Source organism: Allobosea sp. FBZP-16 (genome assembly GCF_002831785.1).
Classification (GTDB): domain Bacteria; phylum Pseudomonadota; class Alphaproteobacteria; order Rhizobiales; family Beijerinckiaceae; genus Allobosea; species Allobosea lupini.
Map to the genome: position 1 here is coordinate 100,688 of NZ_LNCQ01000052.1, position 24,227 is coordinate 124,914.

Below are 24,227 nucleotides of genomic sequence, written 5' to 3' on the forward strand. Positions count from 1 at the left end.
AGAAGGGAGAACGCAACCATGGCCCGCATCCTCGTGATCAGCCCTTCGGGCGAAGTCTACGACCACGACAATGTCCGCTGGTACCGGCACGCCGACCTGCAGAGCCACATCAATCACTATCACAATATTGGCGACGCCTTCGTCTTCGATTCCTCGCTGAAGCTGCTCAACTTCGAGACGCTCGAGGAATTGCCGATCACCAGCATCGATCCGGCCCGGATCGACCGCTTCAACGCCGAGTTCGACTATGTCTTCCTGCGCGGCTCGAACTACGTCCACGCCGGGATGAACTGGAGCCGCACCGCCGAGGTGCTGCGCCGGCTGAAATTGCCGGTGCTCGCCTTCGGCATCGGCGCGCAGGCGCCGGTCAGCGGCAAGCTCGAACTCAGCGAGGACAGCAAGACCGTCCTCAAGCTGATTTCGGATTCGACCGCCTCAGTCGGCGTGCGCGGCACCTATTCGGCCGAGGTGATGAACGAGCTTGGCATCAAGAACGTTCGTATCATCGGCTGCCCGACCGCCTTCCGCAACAACCGGCCCGACCTCGCCATCCGCCTGCCGGCGCTCGACTCGGTGAAGCAGGTCGGCGTCACCCTGCGCCGCGAGGTCTCCAAGCACTACGCCAAGGACATCAAGCGCTACCTGACCTTTCACCGCGACCTGGTGAAGGCGATGGCGGATCGCTTCGAGGTCACGCTGATGTCGCAGGGCGAGGTCGAGGAGAAGAAGCTCGCTCTGGGCACGCCCGAGCAGAAGCTGGAGGGCATGGCCGCCCTGCGCGAGAACGGCTGGGCGACCCAATGGTATCTCGATGAGCAGATGGAAGCGCTCTATCGCGACCGGATGTTCTATTCCGACGTCGTCGCAGGCTACGAACAACTCGTACGCAAGCTCGATCTCGTGCTCGGCTACCGGCTGCACGGCAATCTGATGGCGCTCGCGAACGGCACGCCCTCGATCTACTTCACCTATGACAGCCGCACCGTCGAGTTCGCCGAGACCTTCCAGATCCCGAGCGTCGACGTCTTCGGCGACAAGCCGTTCAGGCTGGAAGAGTACTGGGACCAGACGCTCTTCGACCGCTTCAACGCGGCCTATGCCCGGACCTATGGCGCGATGAGCGCCTTCCTCAGCGAGAACAAGGTCGACCACAAGATGGTCAGACCCGCGGCCGCTGCCGCGTCCGCGCCGCCGGCTCCCGAGCCGGAAAGGAAGGTGGCATGAGGACGCTTCGCAGCGCCTTTGCCTGGCTGCCGGCGGCCCTGCTGGCGATCGGAATTCCGGTCGCCGGTTTCGCGCAGGCGCCAGCTCCAAAGGGGGCTGGCTACCGGCTGGAGATCGCGCCCGACGCGAAGGAGGAGACGGTCGTTTCCTGGGCACGCGAGCGCTGCGAGGAATGGGACCTGCCGGACGCGCCGCTGCGGGCCTTCCGAAATGGCAAGGGCGAGGTCGTCGCCTTCGCCAGCCATTATCGCAGCCGGCCGCTGATCGGCGGCAATCTCGGCGCGATCCGCAAGAGCTGCGCCGTCTCCTTCGAGGCGAAGAGCAGCGCCGACCCCAGCCAGTTCAGCGACAAGAGCTGGATCGCCGCGACCTGGACCGGCGATGGCCGCACTGTCGAGGCGCTGGTCCATGCCGAGTACCATGCCGACAAGCATCCCGGCGCCTGCCGCTTCAAGGATGCGATGAGCTGCTGGTACAATGTCGTCACCGCCGCCCATTCCAGCGATGGTGGCCTCAGCTTCAAGACCGACGAGCCGCGCCCGCTGGTGGCGGCGCCGGGCTTTCCCCAGGAGGTCGGCCAGGGCCGGCATCGCGGCTTCTTCAATCCCTCCAACATCGTCCAGAAGGACGGCGCGTGGTATGCGCTGATCATGACGACCGGCGGCGAAGGCCAGAAGAACGGCGTCTGCCTGTTCCGCTCGACCGACATCAAGGACCCGACCTCCTGGCGCGCCTATGACGGGCAGGACTTCACCATCCGCGCCGTCGATCCCTATCGCGACGATCTCAGCCAGGCGCGGCCCTGCCAGACGCTCAAGCCGCTGCCGACCAATGTGGGATCGCTGACCCGGCACGAGCCGAGCGGGAAGTGGCTCGCCCTGCTGCATCTCGGCCCCGACCCCAGCCAGAACATCGCCGGCGGGCGGCTCGCCTATAGCTGGTCCGACGACCTGATCCGCTGGTCGCCGCTGCAGACCCTGATGGTGCAGCCGACGATGTGGAGCAAGAACTGCAGCGACCGGCTGCGCTACGGCTATGGCGCCCTCGCCGACCCCGCCTCGCGCTCGCGCAATTTCGAGACGACCGGCGACGAGGCCTATCTCTTCATGACCAGGATGAAGGTCGCCGACTGCAAGCTCGGTCCCGACCGGGATCTGGTCCGTCTCAAGGTTCAGTTCGTCAAGGAGGGGTCATGAACGCGCCCGTGCTCAATCTCGGCTCCGTGGTCTCCGCCGAGAACGCCATCAAGATCCTGCGCGCCACCACCGGCGAGGTCGTCGTCGCCATCGGGCGCCGGCCCGACCGGAGCTGGCCGGCGCTCAAGCTGCTGCTCGACGGGCAGGACTACGCCACCATCCACCCCGGCGCGATCGTTACGGCTGAGGCCGATGTCGCCGAGCTGACGATCCCGCTGCCAGCTATGCCCAATGGACGCCCGCACTCGATCGCGATCGCCGACGCGGCCACGGGCACGCTCGCCCCTGGCTCGAACCTGCGCCCGATCGCGACCGAGACGAAACTGCGCGCGCTGGTGATTTATCCGGCCGGCGAGGTGCATGAGCACGACAAGGTGCGCTGGTACCGCGCGCCGATGGAGAAGCTGCTCAGCGACTATTTCAACATCGGCGACATGATCGTCTACGATTCGACGCTGAAGCTCCTGCGTTATGCGCATCTGGAGCCGATGAAGATCATGTCCCCGACCGAGGCCGACATCGAGCGCTATGCCAGCGAGTTCGACTTCGTCTTCGTGCGCGGCTCGAATTTCATCCACGAGAACATGGAATGGTTCCGCGCCGTCGAGGTGCTGGAGCGGGTCAAGCTGCCGGTCTACGCCATCGGCGTCGGCGCCCAGGCGAGCCAGAACCGCAGGATCGAGCTGCCCGAACCGTCCCGCCGCTTCTGGTCGATCGTCTCCGAGCGCTGCGCCTCGATCGGCGTGCGCGGCGCCTTCAGCGCCGAAACCCTGCGCCAGAACGGCATCAAGAATGTCGAGGTCGTGGGCTGCCCCTCGATCTTCCGGACCCGCAATCGCGACCTGAAGATACGCATCCCCGACCAGCGCGAAATCCGCAAGGTCGCCTTCAGCCTGCGCCGCGAGGCCGACAAGAGCTACACCGCCGACCCGGAGGCCTATCTGCGCAACCAGAAGGCCGCGCTGCTCAAGGTCGACAGCCAGAGCGAGATGGTGATGTCCTCGCATGGCGAGCAGGAGGAGAAGGCGTTCTTCCTGCGCGACGCCGCGGCGAAGGACAAGGCCGTCGCCGAATTCGTCAGGACCAAGTGGTGGGACGGCCCGGACGATACCGCCATGCGGCGCATCTACGAGAAGCAGCTGTTCTCCTTCTTCGACGTCGAGCGCTATGACGAGTTCGCCAGGTCGATCGACCTCGCCGTCGGCTACCGCGTCCACGGCGTTCTGCCGGCGGTGGCACAGGGCGTGCCCGGCGTCCTCGTCGCCTATGACACGCGCAGCCAGGAGCTGGCCGAGACGCTGAAGATCCCGGTCGTGCCGGAAGCGGCGCTGGCCGAGGGCGGCTGGCGCGCCGTCTACCAGGAGGCGGCGCTCAACAATCTCGCGAAGAGCTATGCCGCTTCCTACGACCGGATGCGCGGCTTCCTCGACCACAACGGCATTCCCCATCGCATGTGAGAGATACGGCGCGGCACAGATCGCGCCGGTCGGAGGAAACGCCCGGAGGTCACCGGGCCATCTGCAAACGCCCGGTGCTTACGAGACTGACCGAAGTCCGCAGCGTCGAGCCGAGAGGTTTGCACGAACCAGGAGACGATCGATGAAGATCGAATACGATGCCGGCACGGCCCTTACCATCATGCGCGGCAATCCAGTGCGCGGCTGGACCTCGGGCAAGCCCGAGAAGATGGCCAAAGAGCGGCTGACCACCGGCAACTACCTCGCCGTCCAGCACAAGCCGAAATTCAAGATCGACCCGGACTGGCCGATCTTCACCATGGGCTCCTGCTTCGCGCGCGAAGTCGAGAACATCCTGATGACGCGCGGCCTGCCCCTGCTGCTGCGCGGCCACGGCGTGCCGGCCGAGCATTTCGAGAGCTGGGACGAGGCGACCGGCCGCGGCGGCGGCGCCGATCGCGGCCAGCTCAGCCGCGGGGCGCTCAACAAGTACTCGGTCCGCTCGATGACGCATGAGCTCAAGCGCGTGCTGCGCGGCGAGAGCTACCCCGATGACGGGCTGATCGAGCTTGCGCCAGGACAATGGTTCGACCCGCATGCCAGCGGCCTCAGGCTGCTCGACCGCGAGACCGCCTTCGCCAATCGCAAACGCCTCACGGAGGCGACGGCGACGATCAAGCAGGCCAAGATCTGCTTCTTCACGCTCGGCCTGACCGAGACCTGGCTCGATGCGCAGACGGGCATCGCGATGAACGCCCATCCCGGGCCGAGCTGGCTGCAACGCATGCCGGAGCGCTTCCGCTTCGTCGACTACGGCTATGATGCGACATTGGCCGACATGCTCGACATCATCGGTCTGATCCGCGAGCACTGTAATCCGGAGATGCGCTTCGTCGTCACCGTCTCGCCGGTGCCGTTCGGCGCGACCTTCAAGGACGCCGACGTGATCGTCGCCAACAGCGCCTCGAAATCGTTGCTGCGGGCCGTCGCCGAGGAGTTGTTCCGGCGCTTCGACTATATCGACTACTTCCCGAGCTACGAGATCGTGCTGAATTCACCGCGGGCGATTGCTTTCGAGGACGACCAGCTGCACATCGCCCGCGAAATGGTGGCGCATGTGATGACGACCTTCCAGGGCGCCTATCTGCCGCCGGTCGAGCAGCCGCAGGCGGCCTGACCATAAGCCGGTCGCCCCGAGCGGCCTGCCATGCCAAGATGCGCCGGGCGCCGACGAACGGCCCCCGGCGCAGGCTTGTCCGGTGGCCGTCCGACCGCCCGATCAGAATCGGGAGGACGAGATGAACGTCGCCAATCTCCAGCTCGAAGGCATGCTGCTGGCCTTCACCGCCGTGCTGCGCTCGCTGGTCAATTCCGGCGCCCTGAGCGAAGCCGAGCTCAAGGCCGCACTGGCGCAGGCCGAGCAGACCGGGCTCGGCGACCGACAACGGTGCGACCAGCTCAGCCCGAGCCAGCGCGACTCGCTCGCCTTCGCCGCCCGCTTCCTCTCGATCGCGACCCGGCCCGACAGCGGCATGCGTCCCTTCTCGGATGTTGCGCGCGAGGTCGGGCGCACCACCTGACCCTGCGACCTCGCGCCGCCCTCACCCGCTTGTCATTGGCTTTTCGCGGCATAAGCGGGCATCTGATCGGGATGATCGCGACGAGCCTCCCGCGCCGGACCGCTTTCCGGCTTTTGCAGCGCGCCTCCATGGCGCTGGCTCTGCTCGCGCCTGTGCCTGTGATCGCCGCCGAATCAACGCCCGTGACCTCGGCGCGCGTCACCGCGACGCTGCTGTCGAGCCGCGATGCCGTCGCGCCGGGCGAACGCTTCCAGGTCGCCCTCACTCAGAAACTTGCGCCGGGCTGGCACAGCTACTGGCAGAACCCCGGCGATTCCGGCGAGGCGACGCGGCTCGAATGGACGCTGCCGGAAGGCGTGAACGCCAGCGCGATCCAGTGGCCGGCGCCCAAGGCGATCCGGGTCGAGCCGCTCGTCAATTTCGGATTCGAGAACGATGTCCTGCTGCCGGTCGAGATCTCGGTCCCGGCCAACGCCAAGCCGGGTGAGACACTGACGCTCTCGGCCAAGGCGACCTGGCTGGTTTGCGAGAAGATCTGCATTCCCGAAGAAGGCGCCTTCACGCTCGACTTGCCGATCGCGCCGGCCGGCATTGTCGACACCGCGGCGGAAGCGCGGATCGATCAGGCCCGCGCCGCCCTGCCGAAACCGGCTGGATTCCCCGCCAAGCTGACGGCGCAGGGCGAAGACAAGCTTGCACTCACCCTGCCCGGCCTGCCCGCCGGCGCCAGCGATGTCCGCTTCTTTCCGGTCCTCGATACGCTGATCGAGCATGCGGCCGAGCAGCCGCTCGCCAACGGCGCGCTTACCCTCACCCGCTCGACCGCCTTCAAGATCGGCACGCCGACGACCGATGGCGTTGTCACCTTCGAGGACAGCGGCGTGAAGCGCGCTCTCGCGCTGAATGCCGAGGTCGAGCCAGCCTTGTTGCAGGCTGCGGCGGCGCCGGCGCAAGCGCCGGCGAAGGTCGTGCTGCCGCCGCCTCCGGCCGAAGACCTGACACTCCTTCTGGCGCTGGCCTTCGCCTTTGCCGGCGGCCTGATCCTCAATCTGATGCCCTGCGTGCTGCCGGTGCTGTTCATCAAGGCGCTCGGCTTTGCCCAGGTGGCGCAGGCGAGCCGCGGCGAGGTCCGCCGGCAGGGGCTGCTCTTCCTCGCCGGCGTGCTCGCGACCTTCTTGCTGCTGGCCTCGGCCGTGATCGCGCTCGGCGCCGGCTGGGGCTTCCAGCTGCAATCGCCGCCGCTCGTCATCCTGCTCGCCGTGCTGATGACGCTGATCGGTTTCAACCTGATCGGCGCCTTCGAGATCGGCGGCAGGCTGCAGGGTGTCGGCGACGGGCTCGCCAGCCGCAGCGGCCCGGTCGGCGCCTTCATGACCGGCGCGCTTGCCGTCGTCGTAGCGACGCCCTGCACCGCCCCCTTCATGGGCGCGGCGATGGGCTATGCGCTGACGCAGCCGCCGGCCGCGGCGCTGTCGATCTTCATGGCGCTGGCGCTCGGCTTCGCCGCGCCCGTCGTCGCCCTCTCCTTCGCGCCCGGGCTGCTGCGGCTGCTGCCCAAGCCGGGCCGCTGGATGATCGTGCTGAAGCAGGCCTTCGCCTTCCCGATGTTCGCCACCGCGATCTGGCTCACCTGGGTCGCGACCATGCAGGCCGGTGCCGACGGCGCGCTCGCCGCGCTCGTCGCGATCCTGATCGCCGGCTTCGCGCTCTGGCTGGTCGGCGTCACCCGCGGCAGTGGCCGGGCCTTGCGCGCGGTCGCGGCTGCGGTGGCCGTCCTGCTCGTCGGCGCGACCTCGGCCTTCGTCATCGAGAGCGCGACGCCTTCGGCCCAGCCGACAGTCCAGGCTGGTACCGACGGCCCCGGAGTCTGGTCGCCGGCGCGGGTCGCGGACCTGCAGGCGCAAGGCAAGCCGGTCTTCGTCAACTTCACCGCCGCCTGGTGCATCACCTGCCTTGCCAATGACCGGGTGGCGCTGTCGCGGCAGGAGGTGAAGGACGCCTTCGCCAAGCTCGGTGTCGCCTATCTCAAGGCCGACTGGACCAATCGTGACGCGACGATCGCCGCGACACTGACGGAGTACGGGCGCGCCGGCGTGCCGCTCTATCTGTTCTACCCGGGAACGAAGGGCGCGCAGGCCGAGGTGCTGCCGCAATTGCTGACGCCCGAGACCGTGGTCAGCGCCGCCCAGCGCGCCGCCGGCAAAGAGGTGAAGACCGCCACCGCACGATAACAGAGCACTGCCCACGCCAACCCTCTGCCACCGAAGAATGGAGACAGACATGACAGACGTGACCAGACAGCTTTTCCTCGCCGGCCTCGCCGCCACCGCACTGACGCTCGCCTCCGGCGCCGCCTTCGCCCAGAGCGCGGCGAAACCCGGTGCCAAGGCGCCCGACTTCTCGGTCGTCGATGTCGACGGCAAGCTGCAGAAGCTGTCGGACTATGCCGGCAAGACGGTGATCCTCGAATGGACCAACCATGACTGCCCCTATGTCCGGAAGCACTACAACAGCGCGACGATGCAGACGCTGCAGAAGGACATGGCCAAGGACGGCATCGTCTGGCTCTCGGTGATTTCCTCGCCCGCCGGCGAGCAGGGTCACGTCGACGCGGCCAAGGCCAAGGAACTCACGAAGACGCGCGACGCCGCCCCCGCCTCGATCCTGCTCGACCCGAAGAGCCAGCTCGCCCGCGCCTATGGCGCCCAGACGACGCCGCACATGTACATCATCGATCCCAAGGGGACGCTCGCCTATGCCGGAGCGATCGACGACAAGCCCTCGTCGAGCGCCTCCAGCCTCGACGGCGCCAAGAGCTATGTCCGCCAGGCGGTGGCCGAGCTCAAGGCCGGCAAGGCGGTCTCGGAGCCGGCGACCAAGGCCTATGGCTGCTTGGTGAAATACGCACCGGTGAGCTGAATCGTCTCACGAAGACAGCCAAAAAGGGGCGCTGGGAACCCTTCTCCCGTGTGGGAGAAGGGCATGGATGAGAGCCTGCCCTAACCGATCGACGTCGCAGGGGCGCCGTAGCACCCCAGTTATCAGCGGCGGTCCCTCACCCCTGCCCTCTCCCATCCGGGAGAGGGGTTCTACGTTACGGCTCCCGCGCTCAAACCTTCCCCAGCCGAACCCCGCTTTCGGCATCGAAGACGTGGACCTTGTCGGGATCGACCGAGATCCAGAGCCGCCCGGGCTGCGCCGTAACCTCGCCGGTCGCCGCCTGCATGACGAAGGGCTTGCCCGCAAGCTGGCCATGGAACAGCTGGGTCGCGCCGAGCTCCTCGATGAACTCGACGTCGAAGGGCAGCGAGCCGGCAGCCCCCTCCGAAGCGATCTCGATGTCCTCGGGCCGCAAGCCGACCTCGACAGCCGTGCCGACGGCCAGGTCCTCGCGCAGATCGCGCGCCTGCAGCAGGGCATCGCCGAGCGCGATGATGCCGTGCCCGTCGACCTTGGCCGGCAGCAGGTTCATCGGCGGCGAGCCGATGAAGGTGGCGACGAAACGGCTCGCCGGCTTGCGATAGACCTCGGCCGGCACGCCGATCTGCTCGACCTGGCCACCATTCATCACCACCAGCTTGTCGGAGAGCGTCATCGCCTCGACCTGGTCGTGGGTGACGTAGATCGCGGTGACGCCGAGCGCGCGCTGCAGCTTCTTGATCTCGACGCGCATCTGCACGCGCAGTTTGGCGTCGAGATTGGAGAGCGGCTCGTCGAACAGGAAGACCTGCGGCTTGCGCACGATGGCGCGGCCCATGGCGACGCGCTGGCGCTGGCCGCCGGAGAGCTGGCGCGGGCGGCGCTGCAGGAAGGGCTCGATGGCGAGGATGCGCGCGGCCTCGGCGACGCGCTTCTCGACCTCGTCCTTGGGCGTGCCGCGATTGCGCAGGCCATAGGCCATGTTGTCGTAGACGCTCATATGCGGATAGAGCGCGTAGTTCTGGAAGACCATGGCGATGTCGCGGTCGGCCGGCTCGATCTGGTTGACGACGCGGCTGCCGATCGCGACCTCGCCGGCCGAGATCGTCTCCAGCCCGGCGACCATGCGCAGCAAGGTCGACTTGCCGCAGCCGGAGGGACCGACCAGGACGCAGAAGCCGCCATCGGGGATGTCGAAGGAGACGCCCTTCACCGCCTCGACGCCGCCGGCATAGATCTTCTTGACGTTGTTGAGCGTGACCTGAGCCATTGGCGGGCTACTTCTCTGTCTCGACGAGGCCCTTCACGAAGAGCCTCTGCATGGCGATGACGACGAGGACCGGGGGCAGCATGGCGAGCATGGCGGTGGCCATGGCGAGCTGCCATTCGGTCAGGGCGTCGGAGGTGGTGATCATCTTGCGGATGCCGATCACGATGGTCTGCATCGAGTCCTTGGTCGTGATCAGCAGCGGCCAGAGATACTGGTTCCAGCCATAGATGAACTGGATGACGAACAGCGCCGCGATCGTCGTCAGCGAGAGCGGCAGCACCGTGTCCTTGAAGAACTTGAATGGGCCGGCGCCGTCGATCTTCGAGGCCTCGAGCAACTCGTCGGGGATGGTCATGAAGAACTGCCGGAACAGCAATGTGCCCGTCGCCGAGGCGATCAGCGGCACGGCCAGGCCCTGATAGCTGTCGAGCATGCCGAGATCGGAGACGACCTTGAAGGTCGGGAAGATGCGGACCTCGACCGGGAGCATCAGGGTGACGAAGATGATCCAGAACGCCGCCATCCGGAACGGGAAGCGGTAATAGACAATGGCGTAGGCCGAGAGCACCGAGATAAAGATCTTGCCCAGCGCGATCGTCATCGCCATCACGAAGGAGTTGAACATCATGCTCGCCACCGGCTCGCGGGTCGAGCCCGAGGTGCCGACGAAGAGGATGCGGTAGTAGTTCTCGAAGAAATGCGGGCCCGGATAGAGCGGCAACTGCCCGTTGATGATGGTGGCGTTGTCCCAGGTCGAGGCAACGAAGGTCAGCCAGACCGGAAAGGCGCAGATGAGCACGCCGATCGTCAGGATGATGTAGGCGATCGCATCGCCCAGGCGGCGGTCCTCGACCATCAGCCATGTCCTCCGCGGTCACTCAGGAGCTTCGCCAGCGCATCCGCCGAAGCGTCGAGGAAGGCCTGCCCCTTTGCCGCAGTGGCCCTGCGGGCATCGCCGATCACGCCGGTATCCGTCATCTCGCGGAAGGGCTTGTACTGGCCGACGGTCGGGCGGGTCAGCGCCGTCAGGTCGGCATCGAGCATGCCGTAGGCATCCGGCAGCCGTTCCTGCCTGACTGTCTCCGGCGCCAGCACCATCATCATCGAGGTCTCGACCTCGCAGGCGTGCAGCACGCTGACCTGATCGTCCATGAAGGGCGCCATCGCCTCCTGCGCCAGCAGGAAATACGTGGTGGCACGGATCGACAGCGAGGTCTCGCGGGCAAAGTCCGGCAGGAAGGCGCCGAGCGCGGCGATGTTGCCGCCATGGCCGTTGACGATGACGACGCGGTGGAAGCCGTGGCGCTCCAGGCTCTTCAGCAGAGCGAGCAGGACGGCGCGATAGGTCGGGATGTCGAAGGTGAAAGTGCCGCCGAAGGCCATGTGATGCTCGGCCATGCCGCACCACAGCGTCGGTGCGACGACGACTTCGACACCTTCGGCACGCTCGGCCGCGAGCTTGCAGACGCCACTGCACAGGATGGTGTCGACGCCGACCGGCAGATGCGGGCCATGCTGCTCCATCGAGGCGACCGGCAGCACGACGACGGCATCGCGCGCCGCCTTCTCGCGCAATTCCTCGGCGGTGAGATCCTGCCAGAGCACCGAGGTCATCAGTAGTTCACCTTCCGCTCGATGAAGCGGAACTGGAAGGCGGTCATGGCGATGACCATGGCGAGCAGAATCACCGACTGCGCCGCCGAGCCGCCGAGATTGGTACCGCCCTTGCCGTCGGAATAGACCTTGTAGACCAGCGTCTCGGTCGCGCCCGAGGGGCCGCCGCCGCTGACCGTGTCGATGATGCCGAAGGTGTCGAAGAAGACGTAGACGAGGTTGACGACCAGCAGGAAGAAGGTCGTCGGCGAGAGCAGCGGGAAGACGATGGTCCAGAAGCGCCGCATCGGCCGGGCACCGTCGATCACCGCCGCCTCGATCACGCTCTTGGGGATCGACTGCAGGCCGGCGAGGAAGAACAGGAAGTTGTAGGAAATCTGCTTCCAGGTCGCAGCGAGGATGACCAGCGTCATCGCGTCATTGCCGTTGAGGCGCGGATTCCAGGCGACGCCCAGCGATTGCAGACCGCGGGCGAGCATGCCGAGGGAAGGATCGAACATGAAGATCCAGAGCACGCCGGCAATGGCGGGCGCGACGGCATAGGGCCAGATCAGCAGGGTCTTGTAGATCTCGGCGCCGCGGATGGCCCGATCAGCCATCACCGCGAAGAGCAGCGCCAGCGAGAGCGAGAGCAGCGCGACGAAGACCGAGAAGATGCCGGTGTTGATCAGCGCCTTGTAGTATTCGGGCTTGGCGAACAGGTCGCGATAGTTCTCGAACCAGACGAACTCGGTCGAGATGCCGAAGGCATCCTGCAGCAGGAAACTCTGCCAGACCGCCTGGCTCGCCGGCCAGTAGAAGAAGACGACCGTGATCGCGAGCTGCGGCAGGAGGAGCAGCAGCGGGATCGTCAGCCCCTTGAAGTGAGCGTATTTCTGCATCGGCCAGCCCGGCGGCAAGGAAGGCCGGGACAAGCGTCCCGGCCTTCGATCAGTCTTGTCTTACTTGGCGGTGCGCTCGAACTGGCGCAGCGCCTGGTTGCCACGCTCATTGGCCGCGTCGAGCGCCGCCTTCGGCGTCTTCTGGCCGTTCAGGGCCGCCTCGATCTCCTCCGACCAGATGTCGCGGATCTGGACCAGGCCGCCGAAGCGGACGCCGCGCGAGTTGTCGGTCGGCTCCTTGTTGTTGAGCTCGAGCAGCGGGGTCTCGAGATAGGGGTTCTGCTTGTAGAAGCCCGACGCCTTGACCTTCTCATAGGCCGCCTTGGTGATCGGCAGATAGCCGGACTCGGTGTGCAGTTTCACCTGCCGGTCGACGTCCGAGAGGAAGGTGAAGAACTTGGCGACACCCTTGTACTCGTCGGCCTTCTTGCCGCCCATGACCCAGAGCGAGGCGCCGCCGATGATCGAATTCTGCGGCGCGCCGGCGACATCCGGATAATACGGCATCGGCGCGTTCGACCAGTCGAACTTGGCGTTGGCCTTGACGTTGCCGAAGAAGGCCGAGGAGGTCAGGAACAGCGGGCATTCGCCCGAGGTGAAGCGGCCCTCGCCGGTGTTGGTACGGCCGGAATAAGAGAACACGCCTTCCTTCTGCAGGTTGGCCAGATTGGTCAGATGCTTGACGAAGAGGTCGCTGTTGATGCGGAACTCGGTGTCGAAGCCGTCGAAGCCGTTGGCCTTGGTACCGACAGGCACGTTATGCCAGGCGCCGAGCTGCTCGATATTGGCCCAGGTCGTCCAGGCCGTGGAAATGCCGCACTTGTCCCAGCCGGCGGCCTTCAATTTCCTGGCGGCTTCGAACGCTTCCGGCCAGGTCTTCGGCGGCGTTTCCGGCAGGCCGGCCTTCTTCAGCGCGTCCTTGTTGTACCACATCACCATCGAGGACGAGTTGAACGGGAAGGAGAGCATCTCGCCCTTCGTCGTCGAATAGTAGCCGGTGATCGCCGGCAGATAGCTCTTGGGATCGAACTTTTCGCCGGCGTCCTTCATCACGTCGGCGACCGGCTTGATCGCGCCCTTGGCCGACATCATCGTCGCGGTGCCGACTTCGAAGACCTGCATGATGTGCGGGGCATTGCCGGCACGGAAAGCGGCGATGCCGGCGTTCAGCGTGTCGGGATAAGAACCCTTATAGGCGACGACGACCTTGTAGTCCTTCTGCGAGGCGTTGAACTCCTCGGCCAGCTTGACGACGACGTCGTTGTTGGCGCCGGTCATGGCGTGCCACCACTGGATTTCGGTCTGCGCCAAAGCCGGCGAAGCGGCGGCCAGCGCGAATGCGCCAACGGCGGTCAGGGTCTTGAATTTGAAGGTCATGATCAGCTCCCTCTCAGCCCCCGGCATGCGCGGGCGTTCTTGTCGTTGGTGCGCAAGCTAGCATGAAGCCGGGGCGACAGTTCAATGACAAAACGATGACATTTCCGCCTCGCTGTGGACGCGCATCCGCGCACTTGCGATTTCCCGTGGAAGCGGCTGTTCTTCGCAGCCCGTCCTGTACACTGCACACAAGCTGGATCAGCCATGCCCTCGCTCTCGCTCACGCCCGCCAACACCCTGCCGGCCGATGCCGACCGCGCCGCTCTGGCCGGGCGTGTCTGGCGCCCGGATCTTGCCGGGCCGTCGGTTGTCAAGCTGCAGGGCAGCGAGGTGGTCGACGTCACCGCCACCTTCCCGACCATGCGCGACCTCTGCGAGACCGCCGATCCGGCAGTAGCGCTGCGCGCCGCTGATGGCGAGAGCCTCGGCTCGCTCGCCGATCTCCTCGCCAACAGCTCGGCCGCCAGCCGCGATGACGGCAAGCCCTGGTTGCTCGCTCCGGTCGATCTACAGGCGGTCAAGGCCGCCGGCGTTACCTTCGCCGTGTCGATGCTGGAGCGCGTCATCGAAGAGAAGGCGCGCGGCAATCCCGCAGCGGCTGCCGCGATCCGCACCGAGATCGGCAAGCTGATCGGCGACGACCTTTCAAAGCTCAAGCCCGGCTCCCCGGAGGCAATGAAGCTGAAGGAGGTGCTGATCGCCCAGAACAGCTGGAGCCAGTATCTCGAGGTCGGCATCGGGCCGGATGCCGAGATCTTCACCAAGGCGCCGCCGATGTCTGCGGTCGGCACCGGCGCCGATGCCGGCCTGCACCCAGCCTCGAGCTGGAACAATCCCGAGCCGGAGATCGTTCTGGTGGTCGCCTCCGACGGACGCATCGTCGGCGCCAGCCTCGGCAACGACGTCAACCTGCGCGATGTCGAGGGCCGCTCGGCGCTACTGCTCGGCAAGGCCAAGGACAACAACGCCGCCGCCGCGATCGGGCCCTTCATCCGCTTCTTCGACGGCGATTTCTCGCTCGACCATGTCCGCAAGACGACGGTTAGCCTGACCGTCGCGGGCGAGGACGGCTTCACGCTGGAAGGCTCGTCCTCGATCGCCAGGATCAGCCGCGATCCCGCCGACCTCGCCGCGCAGATGATCGGCCCGCACCACCAGTATCCGGACGGGGCGGTGCTCTATCTCGGCACCATGTTCGCGCCGATCAAGGATCGCGATGCGCCGGGCGGCGGCTTCACCCACAAATACGGCGACGTCGTCACGATCTCGGCGCCCGAGCTCGGCGCGCTGGTCAACCGGATGCGCCGCACCGACGAATGCGAGCCCTGGCGCTTCGGCGCCTCGCATCTGATGCGCAACCTGGCGAAGCGCGGGCTGCTGTGACGCGCCTGAGCTATATCGACTACCACACCTGCGGCGAGCCGGTTCGCATCGTCACCAGTGGCTACCCTGCGCTCACCGGAGCCGGCATCCTCGACAAGCGCCGGCAGGCGCGCGAGCAACATGACCATCTTCGCCGCGCGATGATGCTGGAGCCGCGCGGGCATGACGGCATGTATGGCGTCATCCCGGTCGCGGCGAGCCATCCGGACGCGGCTTTCGGCGTGCTGTTCACGCATAACGAGGGCTATTCGACCATGTGCGGCCACGCGACCATCGCGCTGGGCCGCTATGCGATCGAGCAGGGCCTGGTCGAGGCGAGCGAGCCGGTCACCCGTTTCGCCATCGAGGCGCCCTGCGGGCTGGTGCGCCTAGCCTGCGAGGTCAAGGGCAGCCAAGGCAATTGGAAAGTCGGTAACGTCAGCTTCGAGAGCGTGCCGGCCTTCGTCGAGGCCCGCGACCTCGTCGTTTCCGTGCCCGCCATAGGCGATGTCGTCACCGACATTGCCTATGGCGGCGCCTATTATTGCATCCTGCCGGCCTCGCGTTTCGGGCTCGACCTGATGCAGACGCCGGTGGAGAAGATCGTCGCGGCCGCCGGCGCGCTGACCGACCAGGTCCGGGCGAGCCGCAGGATCACGCATCCGACCGAGCCCGATCTCGGCTTCCTCTATGGCACGATCGTCACCGACGAGGCCGGGCCGGGTGAGGACAGCTTCAATCTCTGCGTCTTCGCCGAGCGCCAGATCGATCGCTCGCCCACCGGATCCGGCGTCACGGCCCGGATGGCGCTGGACCATGCCAAGGGGCTGATTCCCGCCGGCCAGAGCCGCCGAATCCGCAGCATCACCGGCGGCACCTTCATAGGCAAGGTCATCGGCCCGGTCGACTTCCCGGCTGCGGGCGCGGTCACGGTCGAGGTCGGCGGCCGCGGCCATCTTTCCGGCGAAGGCAGCTTCGTCATCGAGGCGGATGACCCGCTCGGCCACGGATTTGCCCTGCCGAAGCGCTTCGCGGAAATCGTGGGCTAGATCAGGCGCTCGCGGCGCCCCGCTCCGACAGGGCGGTCTCGATCGCGAGCCGGAGGTCGCGCGCCGCCTCGCGGACGTCGTCGCCGCCGAAGAGCGCGCCGATCACCGCGACGCCATCGGCGCCCGCAGCGATCACCGAGCCGGCATTTGCGGCGGTGATGCCGGCGATGGCGCCGACCGGCAGGGCGCCGAGCACGCGCGCTGCCGCCTGGCGCAAGGCTTTGAGCCCGTCGACGCCGAGCGCCGCGCCGGCATTGTCTTTGTGCGTGGTCGCAAAGACCCCGCCGATGCAGGCATAGTCGATCTTCGCCGAGGCCAGCTCGGGCAGCTCGCTCTCATGCTTCAGCGTTGCGCCGATGATCGCGCGCGGGCCGAGCAGGCGGCGAGCGTCGACCAGCTTCATGTCGTCGGCGCCGAGATGGACGCCGTCGGCGCCGGACGCGAGCGCGACGTCGACGCGGTCGTTGATCAGCAGCGGCACATTGGTGCCGTGCAGGGCCGAGCGGATGGCGCGCGCCTCGCGCACCATTTCGCGCGTCGTCTCGGTCTTGGCGCGCAGCTGGATCAGCGTCGCGCCGCCCTCGACTGCCGCGCGCGCCATGTCTGCCATGGAGCGGCCCTTGGCGATCTGCGGATCGACGATGCCGTAGAGGGTGATATCGACGCTCATCGTCAGGTTCCCATCCGCGCAGCCAATGTCGCCGCGTCCATCGCCGCGACCGCGTCGATCAGCTCGACCTCGAAGCTGCCGGGGCCGCGGCAGCGCTCGGCGGCGATTTCGCCGGCAATGCCATAGGCGGTCAAGGCCGCCGCCGCCGCGACCGCCTTGTTCGCCTCGACCGCGCAGCAGGCCGCGATCAGCGCGCCGGCGGCGCAGCCGATGCCGGTGACCCTGGTCATCAGCGGATGGCCATGCGCAACGGAAAAGCTCGCCGACTCGTTCTCGATCCGGTCGACCTTGCCGGTGGTGACGCGGGTCACGCCCTTTGCGGCGGCGAGATCGACGGAGAGCGCCGCCATCTCGGTGGCGTTGCCGCGCACCAGGATGTCGGGCAGGCGCAGCACCTGCCCGGCGATGTGCCGGCGCAGCGGCGAGAGCTCGACGAAGACCGGGTCGAAGACCACATGCTTCCCATGATCACGCGCCACTTTCAGCAGCTTGGGGATGGCGAGCTCGCTCTCCGCGTTGATCGTGCCGATATTGATCAGGATCGCGCCGGCCCCCTCCGCCATCGCCGCGACCTCGTCGACATGGATCGCCATCGAGGGGATCGCGCCGAAGGCGAGCAGCATGTTGGCGGTGAGGTTCTGCGCCACCGTGTTGGTCAGGCACTGCACGCGCGGGCGGATCTCCGTCACACGCGCGAGAACGGAGGCGACCTCCTGCGGCTGCAGGGTTCGCGCCAGCGCGATCTCGGTGGTGTCGCTCGTCATCTTGTCTCCATCGGGCTCGCCAAGGGATATGGACAGAATCTAGCCCAGCGCCATCAGGGCAAGGTCGGTGGTGCCGCGCGCGGCGAGCCGACCGGCCGCTCGCGCCGCCCTGATACCACTGCGACAGCAGAGCACCACGCGCCGGCCCTCAGCGTCATTCAGCGACAGCCGGTCTATCTCATCGACCGTCAGCCTGATCGCATCCGGAGCGGCTGCAACAGGTGCCTCCTCGACACCGCGTAGCTCGACCACGATATCACTGGCCGACAGCTGCGAGGGCGCAATGAAGGGAAAAGAACCCGAAAGCGGCTCCGGCGCCCCGGCGAAGGAGAAGCCGCCGAAGCCCAGGCGGCGTGCGTCGAAGCTGATCACGCGACCGAGCGGTGACGGCTCCAGCCCAAGCGCCAGCAGCAAGGCTATCTGTGCCTGCAGCAGGCCGAGGGTGGCGACGGCCGGGCCGAGCACACCGGCCGTGGCGCAATCGGCGGCGCGGGCCGGCATTTCCGGGAAGACGGCGCGATAGCTCGGCCCGCCACCGCAGAAGGCGCCGACATAGCCGGCGGTGCCGACGATCGAGGCGCTGATCAGCGGCTTGCCGGCCTCGCAGCAGGCGTCGCTCAGAACATAGGTCGCAGCGAAACTGTCGGCGGCATCGACGACGATATCGACACGCGCCACCAGTTCCGTGACGTTGTCGGGCGCGAGCCTGAGCGCCAGCGCTTCGACCTCTACGCCGGGATTGTATGCGGCGAGCGCCTCGCGCGCCGCCTCGACCTTCGGCCGTCCGACGTCGCCCATACGGTAGAGCGGCTGGCGGTGCAGATTGCTCTCCTCGACGCGGTCGGGATCGGCCAGCAGCAAGCGGCCGATACCGGCGCCGACGAGATAGGACGATACGGGACAGCCGAGGCCGCCTGCGCCGACGACGAGGATGCGCGTGCGCGCCAGCCGCGCCTGTCCCTCGGGGCCGATCTCCGGCATGACGATCTGGCGGGCATAGCGTTCGGTCATGGCTCCCTCCCTGGTCAGCCGAGCAAGGCGCGGCCGAGCACCGGCGTCGATGGCGCAGCCATGTCGCGCGGCTCCATCGGCCCGGCTTCGAAGGCGAGGCGTCCGGCCTCGACGGCGCGGGCGAAGGCGACTGCCATCGCGGCGGGATCGCCGGCCTTGGCCACGGCGGTGTTGAGCAGCACCGCGTCGTAGCCGAGTTCCATCGCCGCGGCCGCATGCGAGGGCAGGCCGATGCCGGCGTCGACGATGAGCGCGACATCGGGGAAATGCGCCCGCAGCGCCCTCAGGCCATAGGGGTTGTTCAGGCCCTTGCCGGTACCGATCGGCGCGCCCCAGGGCATCAGCACCCGGCAGCCGGCCTCGACCAGCCGCTCGGCCACGACGAGGTCCTCGGTCATATAGGGGAAGACCGCGAAGCCCTCTGCGCAGAGGATGCGGGCCGCCTCGACCAGCCCGAAGACATCGGGCTGGAGCGTGTCGGCCTCCCCGATCACCTCCAGCTTGATCCAGGGCGTACCAAAAACCTCGCGCGCCATCTGCGCCGTCGTCACCGCTTCCTTCACCGAGTGGCAGCCGGCGGTGTTCGGCAGAACCCTGACGCCGAGGCCGCGGATCAATGCCCAGAAATCCTGGCCGCCGCCAAGTCGCCCGGCCTCGCGCCGCAGCGAGACCGTGACGACGTCGACGCCGGCCGCTTCGACCGCTCGCTGCAGCACGGCCGGCGAAGGATATTGCGCCGTGCCCAGAAAGAGGCGCGAACGCGGGGTGAAGCCATAGAACTCCATCGCTCAGCCTCCCTGCATTGGCGCGAGGATCTCGAGCCGATCACCGTCCGCGAGAATCGTCCGCGCCCGCGCACCGGTGGGCACGAACGACTCGTTCACGGCCGTGGCGACGACCGCGCCGGCATAGCCCAATTCGGCCAGCACCTCGGCCAGAACGGGGGTGGCGACCTCACGCGTGTCGCCGTTGACGATGATGCGCATCGGGCAGCTCCCTTGATGCGAGGAGACGATCGGCCACCTGCCCGGCCAGAGCCGGCGAGAGCAGGAAGCCATGGCGGAACAGGCCGTTGACGCGTAAGGTCCGGCCATCCTCGACGATCCCCGGCAGGTTGTCGGGAAAGGCCGGGCGGACATCGGCGCGCAATTCGACGATCTCGGCCTCACTGAGCGCCGGATGCAGCGCATAGGCGGCGCTGAGCAGTTCGATCGCCGAGCGGGCGCTGACCTGACGGCGATCATCGCTCTCGATCATCGTCGCGCCGATCATGAAATGCCCGTCGGAGCGCGGCACGACATACAGCGGAATGCGCGGATGCAGCAGCCGGACCGGGCGGCTCAGCCTGATCTCGTCCGTGCGCAGCACCAGCATCTCCCCGCGGACGCCGCGCAATGCGCCCAGACGGTCGCGTGCCGTGAGGCCACGGCAATCGATGATGCGGTCGGCATCGAGCGCCGCCTCGTCTGCCTCGACGCCGTAGTGGATCGGCACGCCGGCCGCCTGCAGCGCCTCGACTAGAGCCGCCATCGCGCGGCGCGGATCGAGATGAGCCTCCTGCGCGAAGAACAGGCCCTGCCGGAAGCGGCCGGCGAGATCGGGCTCCAGCGCAGCGACGCCCTCGGCGTCGAGCCGTTCGTATCCGGATGTCCGGGCCGAGAAGCGCGTCAGCTCGCCGGCATCGCGCGCCGGAGCGAGCACGAGCGTGCCTTGGGCGAGCGTGCCGGCATAATGGCGCGGCCACCAGTCGAGCGCCTGCCGGCCCAAAGTGACGACAGCCTCTTCGGCGCTCTCGCGCTCGCACCAGGGTGCCAGCATGCCGCCGGCCGCCCAGGAGCAGGCCTGCTCGCCGAGCGCAGCACCGCGTTCGAACACGCTGACCGAGATGCCCCGCTTGGCCAGCTCAAGCGCCGTCACGAGGCCAGCGACGCCGGCCCCGATCACAGCGACACGCATGGTCGCTACTCCGCCGCCGGCAGATAGAGATTGCCGCCCTGCTTCAGGAACTCCTGCGACTTTTCCGCCATCCCCTGGGAAGCCATGGCTTCGAGCGCCGCGCGCTCATTGTCGCCCATCGCCTGCACCTCCGCGCGCAGATCCTGGGTGATCTTCATCGAGCAGAATTTCGGCCCGCACATCGAGCAGAAATGCGCGACCTTGTGGGCGTCCTTCGGCAGCGTCTCGTCATGGAAGGCGCGGGCCGTGTCGGGATCGAGCGCCAGGTTGAACTGGTCCTCCCAGCGGAAGTCGAAGCGGGCGCGCGAGAGCGCGTCGTCCCTGAGCTTGGCCGCCGGATGGCCCTTGGCGAGGTCGGCGGCATGGGCGGCGATCCGATAGGTGATGACGCCAGTCTTGACGTCGTCGCGATCGGGCAGGCCGAGATGCTCCTTCGGCGTGACATAGCAAAGCATGGCGCAGCCGAACCAGCCGATCATCGCCGCGCCGATGCCCGACGTGATGTGATCGTAGCCCGGCGCGATGTCGGTGGTCAGCGGTCCGAGCGTATAGAACGGCGCTTCGCCGCATTCGCGCAACTGCTTGTCCATGTTCTCCTTGATCTTGTGCATCGGCACATGGCCGGGGCCCTCGATCATCACCTGGCAGCCCTTGTCCCAGGCGACCTTGGTGAGCTCGCCCAGCGTCTCCAGCTCGGCGAACTGGGCGCGGTCGTTGGCGTCGGCGATCGAGCCGGGGCGCAGGCCGTCGCCGAGCGAGAAGGAGACGTCGTAGCGCCGCATGATCTCGCAGATCTCGTCGAAGCGCTCGTAGAGGAAGCTCTCCTTGTGATGCGCCAGGCACCAGCGCGCCATGATCGAGCCGCCGCGCGAGACGATGCCGGTGACGCGGCTGGCAGTCAGCGGCACATAGGGCAACCTTACGCCGGCATGGATGGTGAAATAGTCGACGCCCTGCTCGGCCTGCTCGATCAGCGTGTCCTTGAACACCTCCCAGTCGAGCTTGATCGGATCGCCGCCGACCTTCTCCAGCGCCTGGTAGATCGGCACGGTGCCGATCGGGACCGGCGAGTTTCTGAGTATCCAGGAGCGGATGTTGTGGATGTTGCGCCCCGTGGAGAGATCCATGACCGTGTCGGCGCCCCAGCGGATCGCCCAGACCAGCTTCTCGACCTCCTCGGCGGCGCCCGAGGTCACGGCCGAATTGCCGATATTGGCGTTGATCTTGACCAGGAAATTGCGGCCGATCGCCATCGGCTCCAGTTCGGGGTGGTTGATGTTGGCGGGGATGATGGCGCGGCCGCGGGCGATCTCGTCGCGGACGAATTCCGGCGTGACGAATTCCGGGACCGAGGCGCCGAAGCTCTCGCCATCGGCATGGCGCTCGCGGGCACCGTCCAGCATGGCGGCGCGACCGAGATTCTCGCGATGGGCAACGTAGATCATCTCGGGGGTGACGATGCCGGCTTTGGCGAACTCGTACTGGGTCGCCATCTGGCCGGCCCTGGCCTCGAGGATCGGGCGCTGCGCCGGGCAGGCGGGAACGAGCTGCTCGGCCGAGATATTGCCGTTGTCGGCGGCAGTGACGGCGCGGCCGGGCACCGTCTCGAAGCCGCGCGCATCGAGCCAGGCGCGGCGCGGCTGCACCAAGCCGGCGTTGAGGTCGATCTTCGCATCGGTCTCGGTATAGGGGCCTGAAGGGTCGTAGATGCGCACCGGCGGCTCGGCGTCGGTGGTCAGCACGACCTCGCGGAAGGGCACGCGCATGTCGGGATGCTCGGGCGCGGCGACATAGATCTTGCGCGAGCCGATGATCGGGCCGGTGGTCACCGTCTGCGGTGCGGCCTTGACGCTGTTCTTCTGCGGCTTGGTGTGGGCGTTCATCTTTAGGATCTCCTCCCTGTCAGGTTCAGGAGATCCGGGGCGTCTGACGGTCCAGTCGCTGTCTGCGGATGCACTTGTGGCGCAGCCGCGTTCCAGTCCCTCCGCCGGTATGACCCGGATCAGGTTCGATGGGTTCGGCCGTCAGGCCATCTCAGCTCTTATCGAGCACCCCTCGGAACGAGGCGGAGGTTAGAACCGTCGCGACCTCGGCGCAACCGGCAAAGGAGCACGATCAAACGCCGCGCTGCCATGCGCAGGAGACAACACAGCTGGCGGGATCGAAAAAATCAGGCGGTGATGTCGAGATTGCCGCCCTGGCCGGCAGGGAGCATCGCCTGCTGCTGCTCGGATGCCTGCTGCAGCAGGGCGACCAGCGCCTGGTCGGAATCGGCGTTCTGCTTGACCATTTCCAGCTGCAGCGCCTGCTGCGTCGCAGCCGACTTCATGCTGATCAGGCTCTGGGCGATCGCGACCGACATCTCGCTCATGGGCATGGCTCCTCGTCGCGGACCATAGGCGGCGAGCCTTACCCGAATCTAAACCCGAAGCGGCGAGCTCTAACGAGTCGGTGCGATGATCGAAGGCACCGGCTTCGGCATCGGAATCTCGCGGTTCGGTTCCGGCGGGCCGGAACGATCGCGTGCAAGCTGCTGCCGCTCGCGCCGCGCCTCGACGCGATCGGAGCGCGGCTCGAGCTTCTGAACCTCGCCCGCATTCGGCGACATCGGCACGCCGGGTGCGCGCTGACGCTGCGTCTCCGACGGAACGGACTGAGCGGCAGCGGCTTCCGCCCCCAGCAGCCCCATGGCGAGCAATCCGAGCAGAATCCATGAGTTCTTGCGCATGGCATTCCTCCAGTCAGGCAGGCGCGAGGCGAGCCCGCCTGCGGGAGGAACCGGAGCGACGTGGGGATTGTTCCGGGTTGCCGATCACAAAAGCCGGAGCGGCCGGAGCCGCCCCGGCCTGCGTCACTGCTGGTTCTGTCCAGTGAGCAGCGGCGTGATTCGGCGCAGCGTCACGCGCCGGTTTTCGCGGGAATCACCCTGTGTCTGGATCTTCAGGTACTGCTCGCCATAGCCCTGCGTCGTCAGGTTCTCGGCCGGGATGCCGAAATCGCGGGTCAGTATCTCGGCGACGGATTGCGCCCGCCGATCCGACAGCGAGAGGTTGTCGACATCGGTGCCGACCGCGTCGGTATGGCCCTCGACCAGGAAGACCTCGTTGGGCGCGCGCTCGACCGCCTGGCGTACCGCGTCGGCGATGACCCGCAGGCGCCCGGCCTGATCAGGTGTGACCGTCCAGGAGCCGGAGTCGAAGTTGATCGTATCGATGTCGACGCTGCGCATATGGGCGCGCAGATCGGGCGAGTAGCGGACCTCGTCCAGCGTATAGCGGCGCGGCACCGGCGCGACCGGCGGCGCGGTGATCGTCTCGTAGATCAGCCGCTCGTCGGCGCGTTCGGCATCGACGATGTAGCGCTCGCGCGGGATGCGCAGCGGCGGCGGCGGCAACTCGACGACCTCCTCGGCGAAGCGGGCCTGCGGCCCGTCGCGGCGGACATTGTCGATGATGACGAATTCGCCGCCGTCGCGCTCGCGCCGCGAGCGGCGGATCAGCCGGCCCTCGGCATCGGTCACCGTGACGATCTGCGTGCCGTCCGGGCGATCATAGATCGTAACGGTCTCCTCGCCGCGTCGCTCGCTGCGGGTGTCGAGGCCGAGATCGCGGAAGCGCTGCGTCTCGTCGCGGCGGATGATGACGCGATCGTCGTCGCCGCGGATGATGGTGCGGCCGGGCTCGCGGATGATGGTGACGTCGCCCTCGCGCGTCTCCTGCCGCCGGCTGCGGATGTCGTCGAGCCGATTCGCGCCCTGCGTCGCCATGATGCCGCCGATCGCGGCGGCGCCGAGACCGATCGCGGCCGCGCCACCGAGGCCGATGCCGCCGCGCCGGCCCTGTCGGTCAGGCGCGGGCTGGCCTGGCGCACCGGGCTGCGGCTGGACCTGTCCGGGCG

At 67.2% G+C, this 24,227-nt stretch carries 24 protein-coding genes and 1 riboswitch; of the genes, 9 read left to right on the top strand and 15 right to left on the bottom strand.

Annotated features, from left to right (window positions below; genetic code table 11):
• Window positions 1-18 precede the first annotated feature (18 nt).
• The 7 genes from CXY91_RS26210 to CXY91_RS26240 all read left to right on the top strand — a co-directional run bounded on the left by CXY91_RS26210 (window position 19) and on the right by CXY91_RS26240 (window position 8,376).
• Window positions 19-1,224, top strand: a complete 1,206-nt coding sequence (locus CXY91_RS26210; protein WP_100964704.1) for a polysaccharide pyruvyl transferase family protein — start codon at window positions 19-21, stop codon at window positions 1,222-1,224.
• A complete protein-coding gene (locus CXY91_RS26215; RefSeq protein WP_100964706.1) occupies window positions 1,221-2,420 on the top strand; it encodes a hypothetical protein in 1,200 nt (399 codons plus the stop codon). The genes CXY91_RS26210 and CXY91_RS26215 overlap by 4 nt, the downstream gene beginning before the upstream one ends.
• A complete protein-coding gene (locus CXY91_RS26220; RefSeq protein ID WP_100964708.1) occupies window positions 2,417-3,877 on the top strand; it encodes a polysaccharide pyruvyl transferase family protein in 1,461 nt (486 codons plus the stop codon). The genes CXY91_RS26215 and CXY91_RS26220 overlap by 4 nt, the downstream gene beginning before the upstream one ends.
• Window positions 3,878-4,019: 142 nt before the next feature.
• The gene (locus CXY91_RS26225) at window positions 4,020-5,054 is read left to right on the top strand and encodes a GSCFA domain-containing protein (protein WP_158673590.1); all 1,035 of its coding nucleotides are present in this window, start codon (window positions 4,020-4,022) and stop codon (window positions 5,052-5,054) included.
• Window positions 5,055-5,175: 121 nt separating this feature from the next.
• A complete protein-coding gene (locus CXY91_RS26230; protein WP_100964712.1) occupies window positions 5,176-5,457 on the top strand; it encodes a P-loop NTPase family protein in 282 nt (93 codons plus the stop codon).
• Between the two features lie 128 nt (window positions 5,458-5,585).
• Window positions 5,586-7,688, top strand: a complete 2,103-nt coding sequence (locus tag CXY91_RS26235; RefSeq protein ID WP_100964753.1) for a protein-disulfide reductase DsbD family protein — start codon at window positions 5,586-5,588, stop codon at window positions 7,686-7,688.
• A 49-nt stretch (window positions 7,689-7,737) separates the two neighbouring features.
• Complete coding sequence (locus CXY91_RS26240; RefSeq protein WP_100964714.1) at window positions 7,738-8,376, top strand: thioredoxin family protein; 639 nt, start codon at window positions 7,738-7,740, stop codon at window positions 8,374-8,376.
• 190 nt (window positions 8,377-8,566) lie between these two features.
• On the opposite strand, the gene CXY91_RS26245 is transcribed toward CXY91_RS26240, so the two are convergent.
• Genes CXY91_RS26245 through ugpB form a run of 5 tightly spaced genes read right to left on the bottom strand, consistent with a single transcriptional unit; the run spans window position 8,567 to window position 13,518 of the window.
• Window positions 8,567-9,646, bottom strand: a complete 1,080-nt coding sequence (locus CXY91_RS26245; protein ID WP_100964716.1) for a sn-glycerol-3-phosphate import ATP-binding protein UgpC — start codon at window positions 9,644-9,646, stop codon at window positions 8,567-8,569.
• A gap of 7 nt (window positions 9,647-9,653) precedes the next feature.
• On the bottom strand, window positions 9,654-10,502 hold the full coding sequence (gene ugpE / locus CXY91_RS26250) for a sn-glycerol-3-phosphate ABC transporter permease UgpE (RefSeq protein WP_091834963.1): 849 nt from the start codon (window positions 10,500-10,502) through the stop codon (window positions 9,654-9,656).
• Entirely contained in the window at window positions 10,502-11,260 is a 759-nt protein-coding gene (locus CXY91_RS26255) for a creatininase family protein (RefSeq protein WP_100964718.1), read from the bottom strand. The genes ugpE and CXY91_RS26255 overlap by 1 nt, the downstream gene beginning before the upstream one ends.
• Entirely contained in the window at window positions 11,260-12,141 is an 882-nt protein-coding gene (gene ugpA / locus CXY91_RS26260) for a sn-glycerol-3-phosphate ABC transporter permease UgpA (RefSeq protein WP_091836031.1), read from the bottom strand. The genes CXY91_RS26255 and ugpA overlap by 1 nt, the downstream gene beginning before the upstream one ends.
• A 60-nt stretch (window positions 12,142-12,201) precedes the next feature.
• A complete protein-coding gene (gene ugpB, locus CXY91_RS26265; protein ID WP_100964721.1) occupies window positions 12,202-13,518 on the bottom strand; it encodes a sn-glycerol-3-phosphate ABC transporter substrate-binding protein UgpB in 1,317 nt (438 codons plus the stop codon).
• A 204-nt stretch (window positions 13,519-13,722) separates the two neighbouring features.
• Between ugpB and CXY91_RS26270 the strand changes: the two genes are divergently transcribed.
• Window positions 13,723-14,901, top strand: a complete 1,179-nt coding sequence (locus CXY91_RS26270; protein WP_100964723.1) for a fumarylacetoacetate hydrolase family protein — start codon at window positions 13,723-13,725, stop codon at window positions 14,899-14,901.
• A complete protein-coding gene (locus tag CXY91_RS26275) occupies window positions 14,898-15,929 on the top strand; it encodes a proline racemase family protein (protein WP_248307645.1) in 1,032 nt (343 codons plus the stop codon). Before CXY91_RS26270 ends, CXY91_RS26275 begins: the two co-directional genes overlap by 4 nt.
• A gap of 1 nt (window position 15,930) precedes the next feature.
• Here CXY91_RS26275 and thiE read toward each other — a convergent pair whose 3' ends face one another.
• The 10 genes from thiE to CXY91_RS26325 all read right to left on the bottom strand — a co-directional run.
• Window positions 15,931-16,599, bottom strand: a complete 669-nt coding sequence (gene thiE, locus CXY91_RS26280; RefSeq protein WP_100964725.1) for a thiamine phosphate synthase — start codon at window positions 16,597-16,599, stop codon at window positions 15,931-15,933.
• A 2-nt stretch (window positions 16,600-16,601) separates the two neighbouring features.
• Window positions 16,602-17,363, bottom strand: a complete 762-nt coding sequence (locus CXY91_RS26285) for a hydroxyethylthiazole kinase (RefSeq protein ID WP_100964727.1) — start codon at window positions 17,361-17,363, stop codon at window positions 16,602-16,604.
• A gap of 39 nt (window positions 17,364-17,402) precedes the next feature.
• Entirely contained in the window at window positions 17,403-18,374 is a 972-nt protein-coding gene (locus CXY91_RS26290) for a HesA/MoeB/ThiF family protein (RefSeq protein ID WP_100964729.1), read from the bottom strand.
• Between the two features lie 14 nt (window positions 18,375-18,388).
• Window positions 18,389-19,159: a thiazole synthase gene (locus CXY91_RS26295; protein WP_100964731.1), complete on the bottom strand. Its 771-nt coding sequence runs from the start codon at window positions 19,157-19,159 to the stop codon at window positions 18,389-18,391.
• A 3-nt stretch (window positions 19,160-19,162) separates the two neighbouring features.
• Complete coding sequence (gene thiS, locus CXY91_RS26300) at window positions 19,163-19,360, bottom strand: sulfur carrier protein ThiS (protein ID WP_100964733.1); 198 nt, start codon at window positions 19,358-19,360, stop codon at window positions 19,163-19,165.
• The gene (thiO, locus tag CXY91_RS26305; protein WP_100964735.1) at window positions 19,329-20,330 is read right to left on the bottom strand and encodes a glycine oxidase ThiO; all 1,002 of its coding nucleotides are present in this window, start codon (window positions 20,328-20,330) and stop codon (window positions 19,329-19,331) included. Before thiO ends, thiS begins: the two co-directional genes overlap by 32 nt.
• A 5-nt stretch (window positions 20,331-20,335) precedes the next feature.
• Window positions 20,336-22,213: a phosphomethylpyrimidine synthase ThiC gene (gene thiC / locus CXY91_RS26310; RefSeq protein WP_100964737.1), complete on the bottom strand. Its 1,878-nt coding sequence runs from the start codon at window positions 22,211-22,213 to the stop codon at window positions 20,336-20,338.
• A 78-nt stretch (window positions 22,214-22,291) separates the two neighbouring features.
• A riboswitch (TPP riboswitch) is annotated at window positions 22,292-22,396 on the bottom strand.
• Between the two features lie 104 nt (window positions 22,397-22,500).
• Entirely contained in the window at window positions 22,501-22,701 is a 201-nt protein-coding gene (locus tag CXY91_RS26315) for a hypothetical protein (protein ID WP_100964739.1), read from the bottom strand.
• A 69-nt stretch (window positions 22,702-22,770) separates the two neighbouring features.
• Window positions 22,771-23,058, bottom strand: coding sequence for a hypothetical protein (locus tag CXY91_RS26320; RefSeq protein WP_100964741.1), 288 nt, complete (start codon window positions 23,056-23,058; stop codon window positions 22,771-22,773).
• A 123-nt stretch (window positions 23,059-23,181) separates the two neighbouring features.
• A partial coding sequence (locus CXY91_RS26325) for an OmpA family protein (protein ID WP_248307646.1) occupies window positions 23,182-24,227 on the bottom strand: 1,046 nt, incomplete at its 5' end.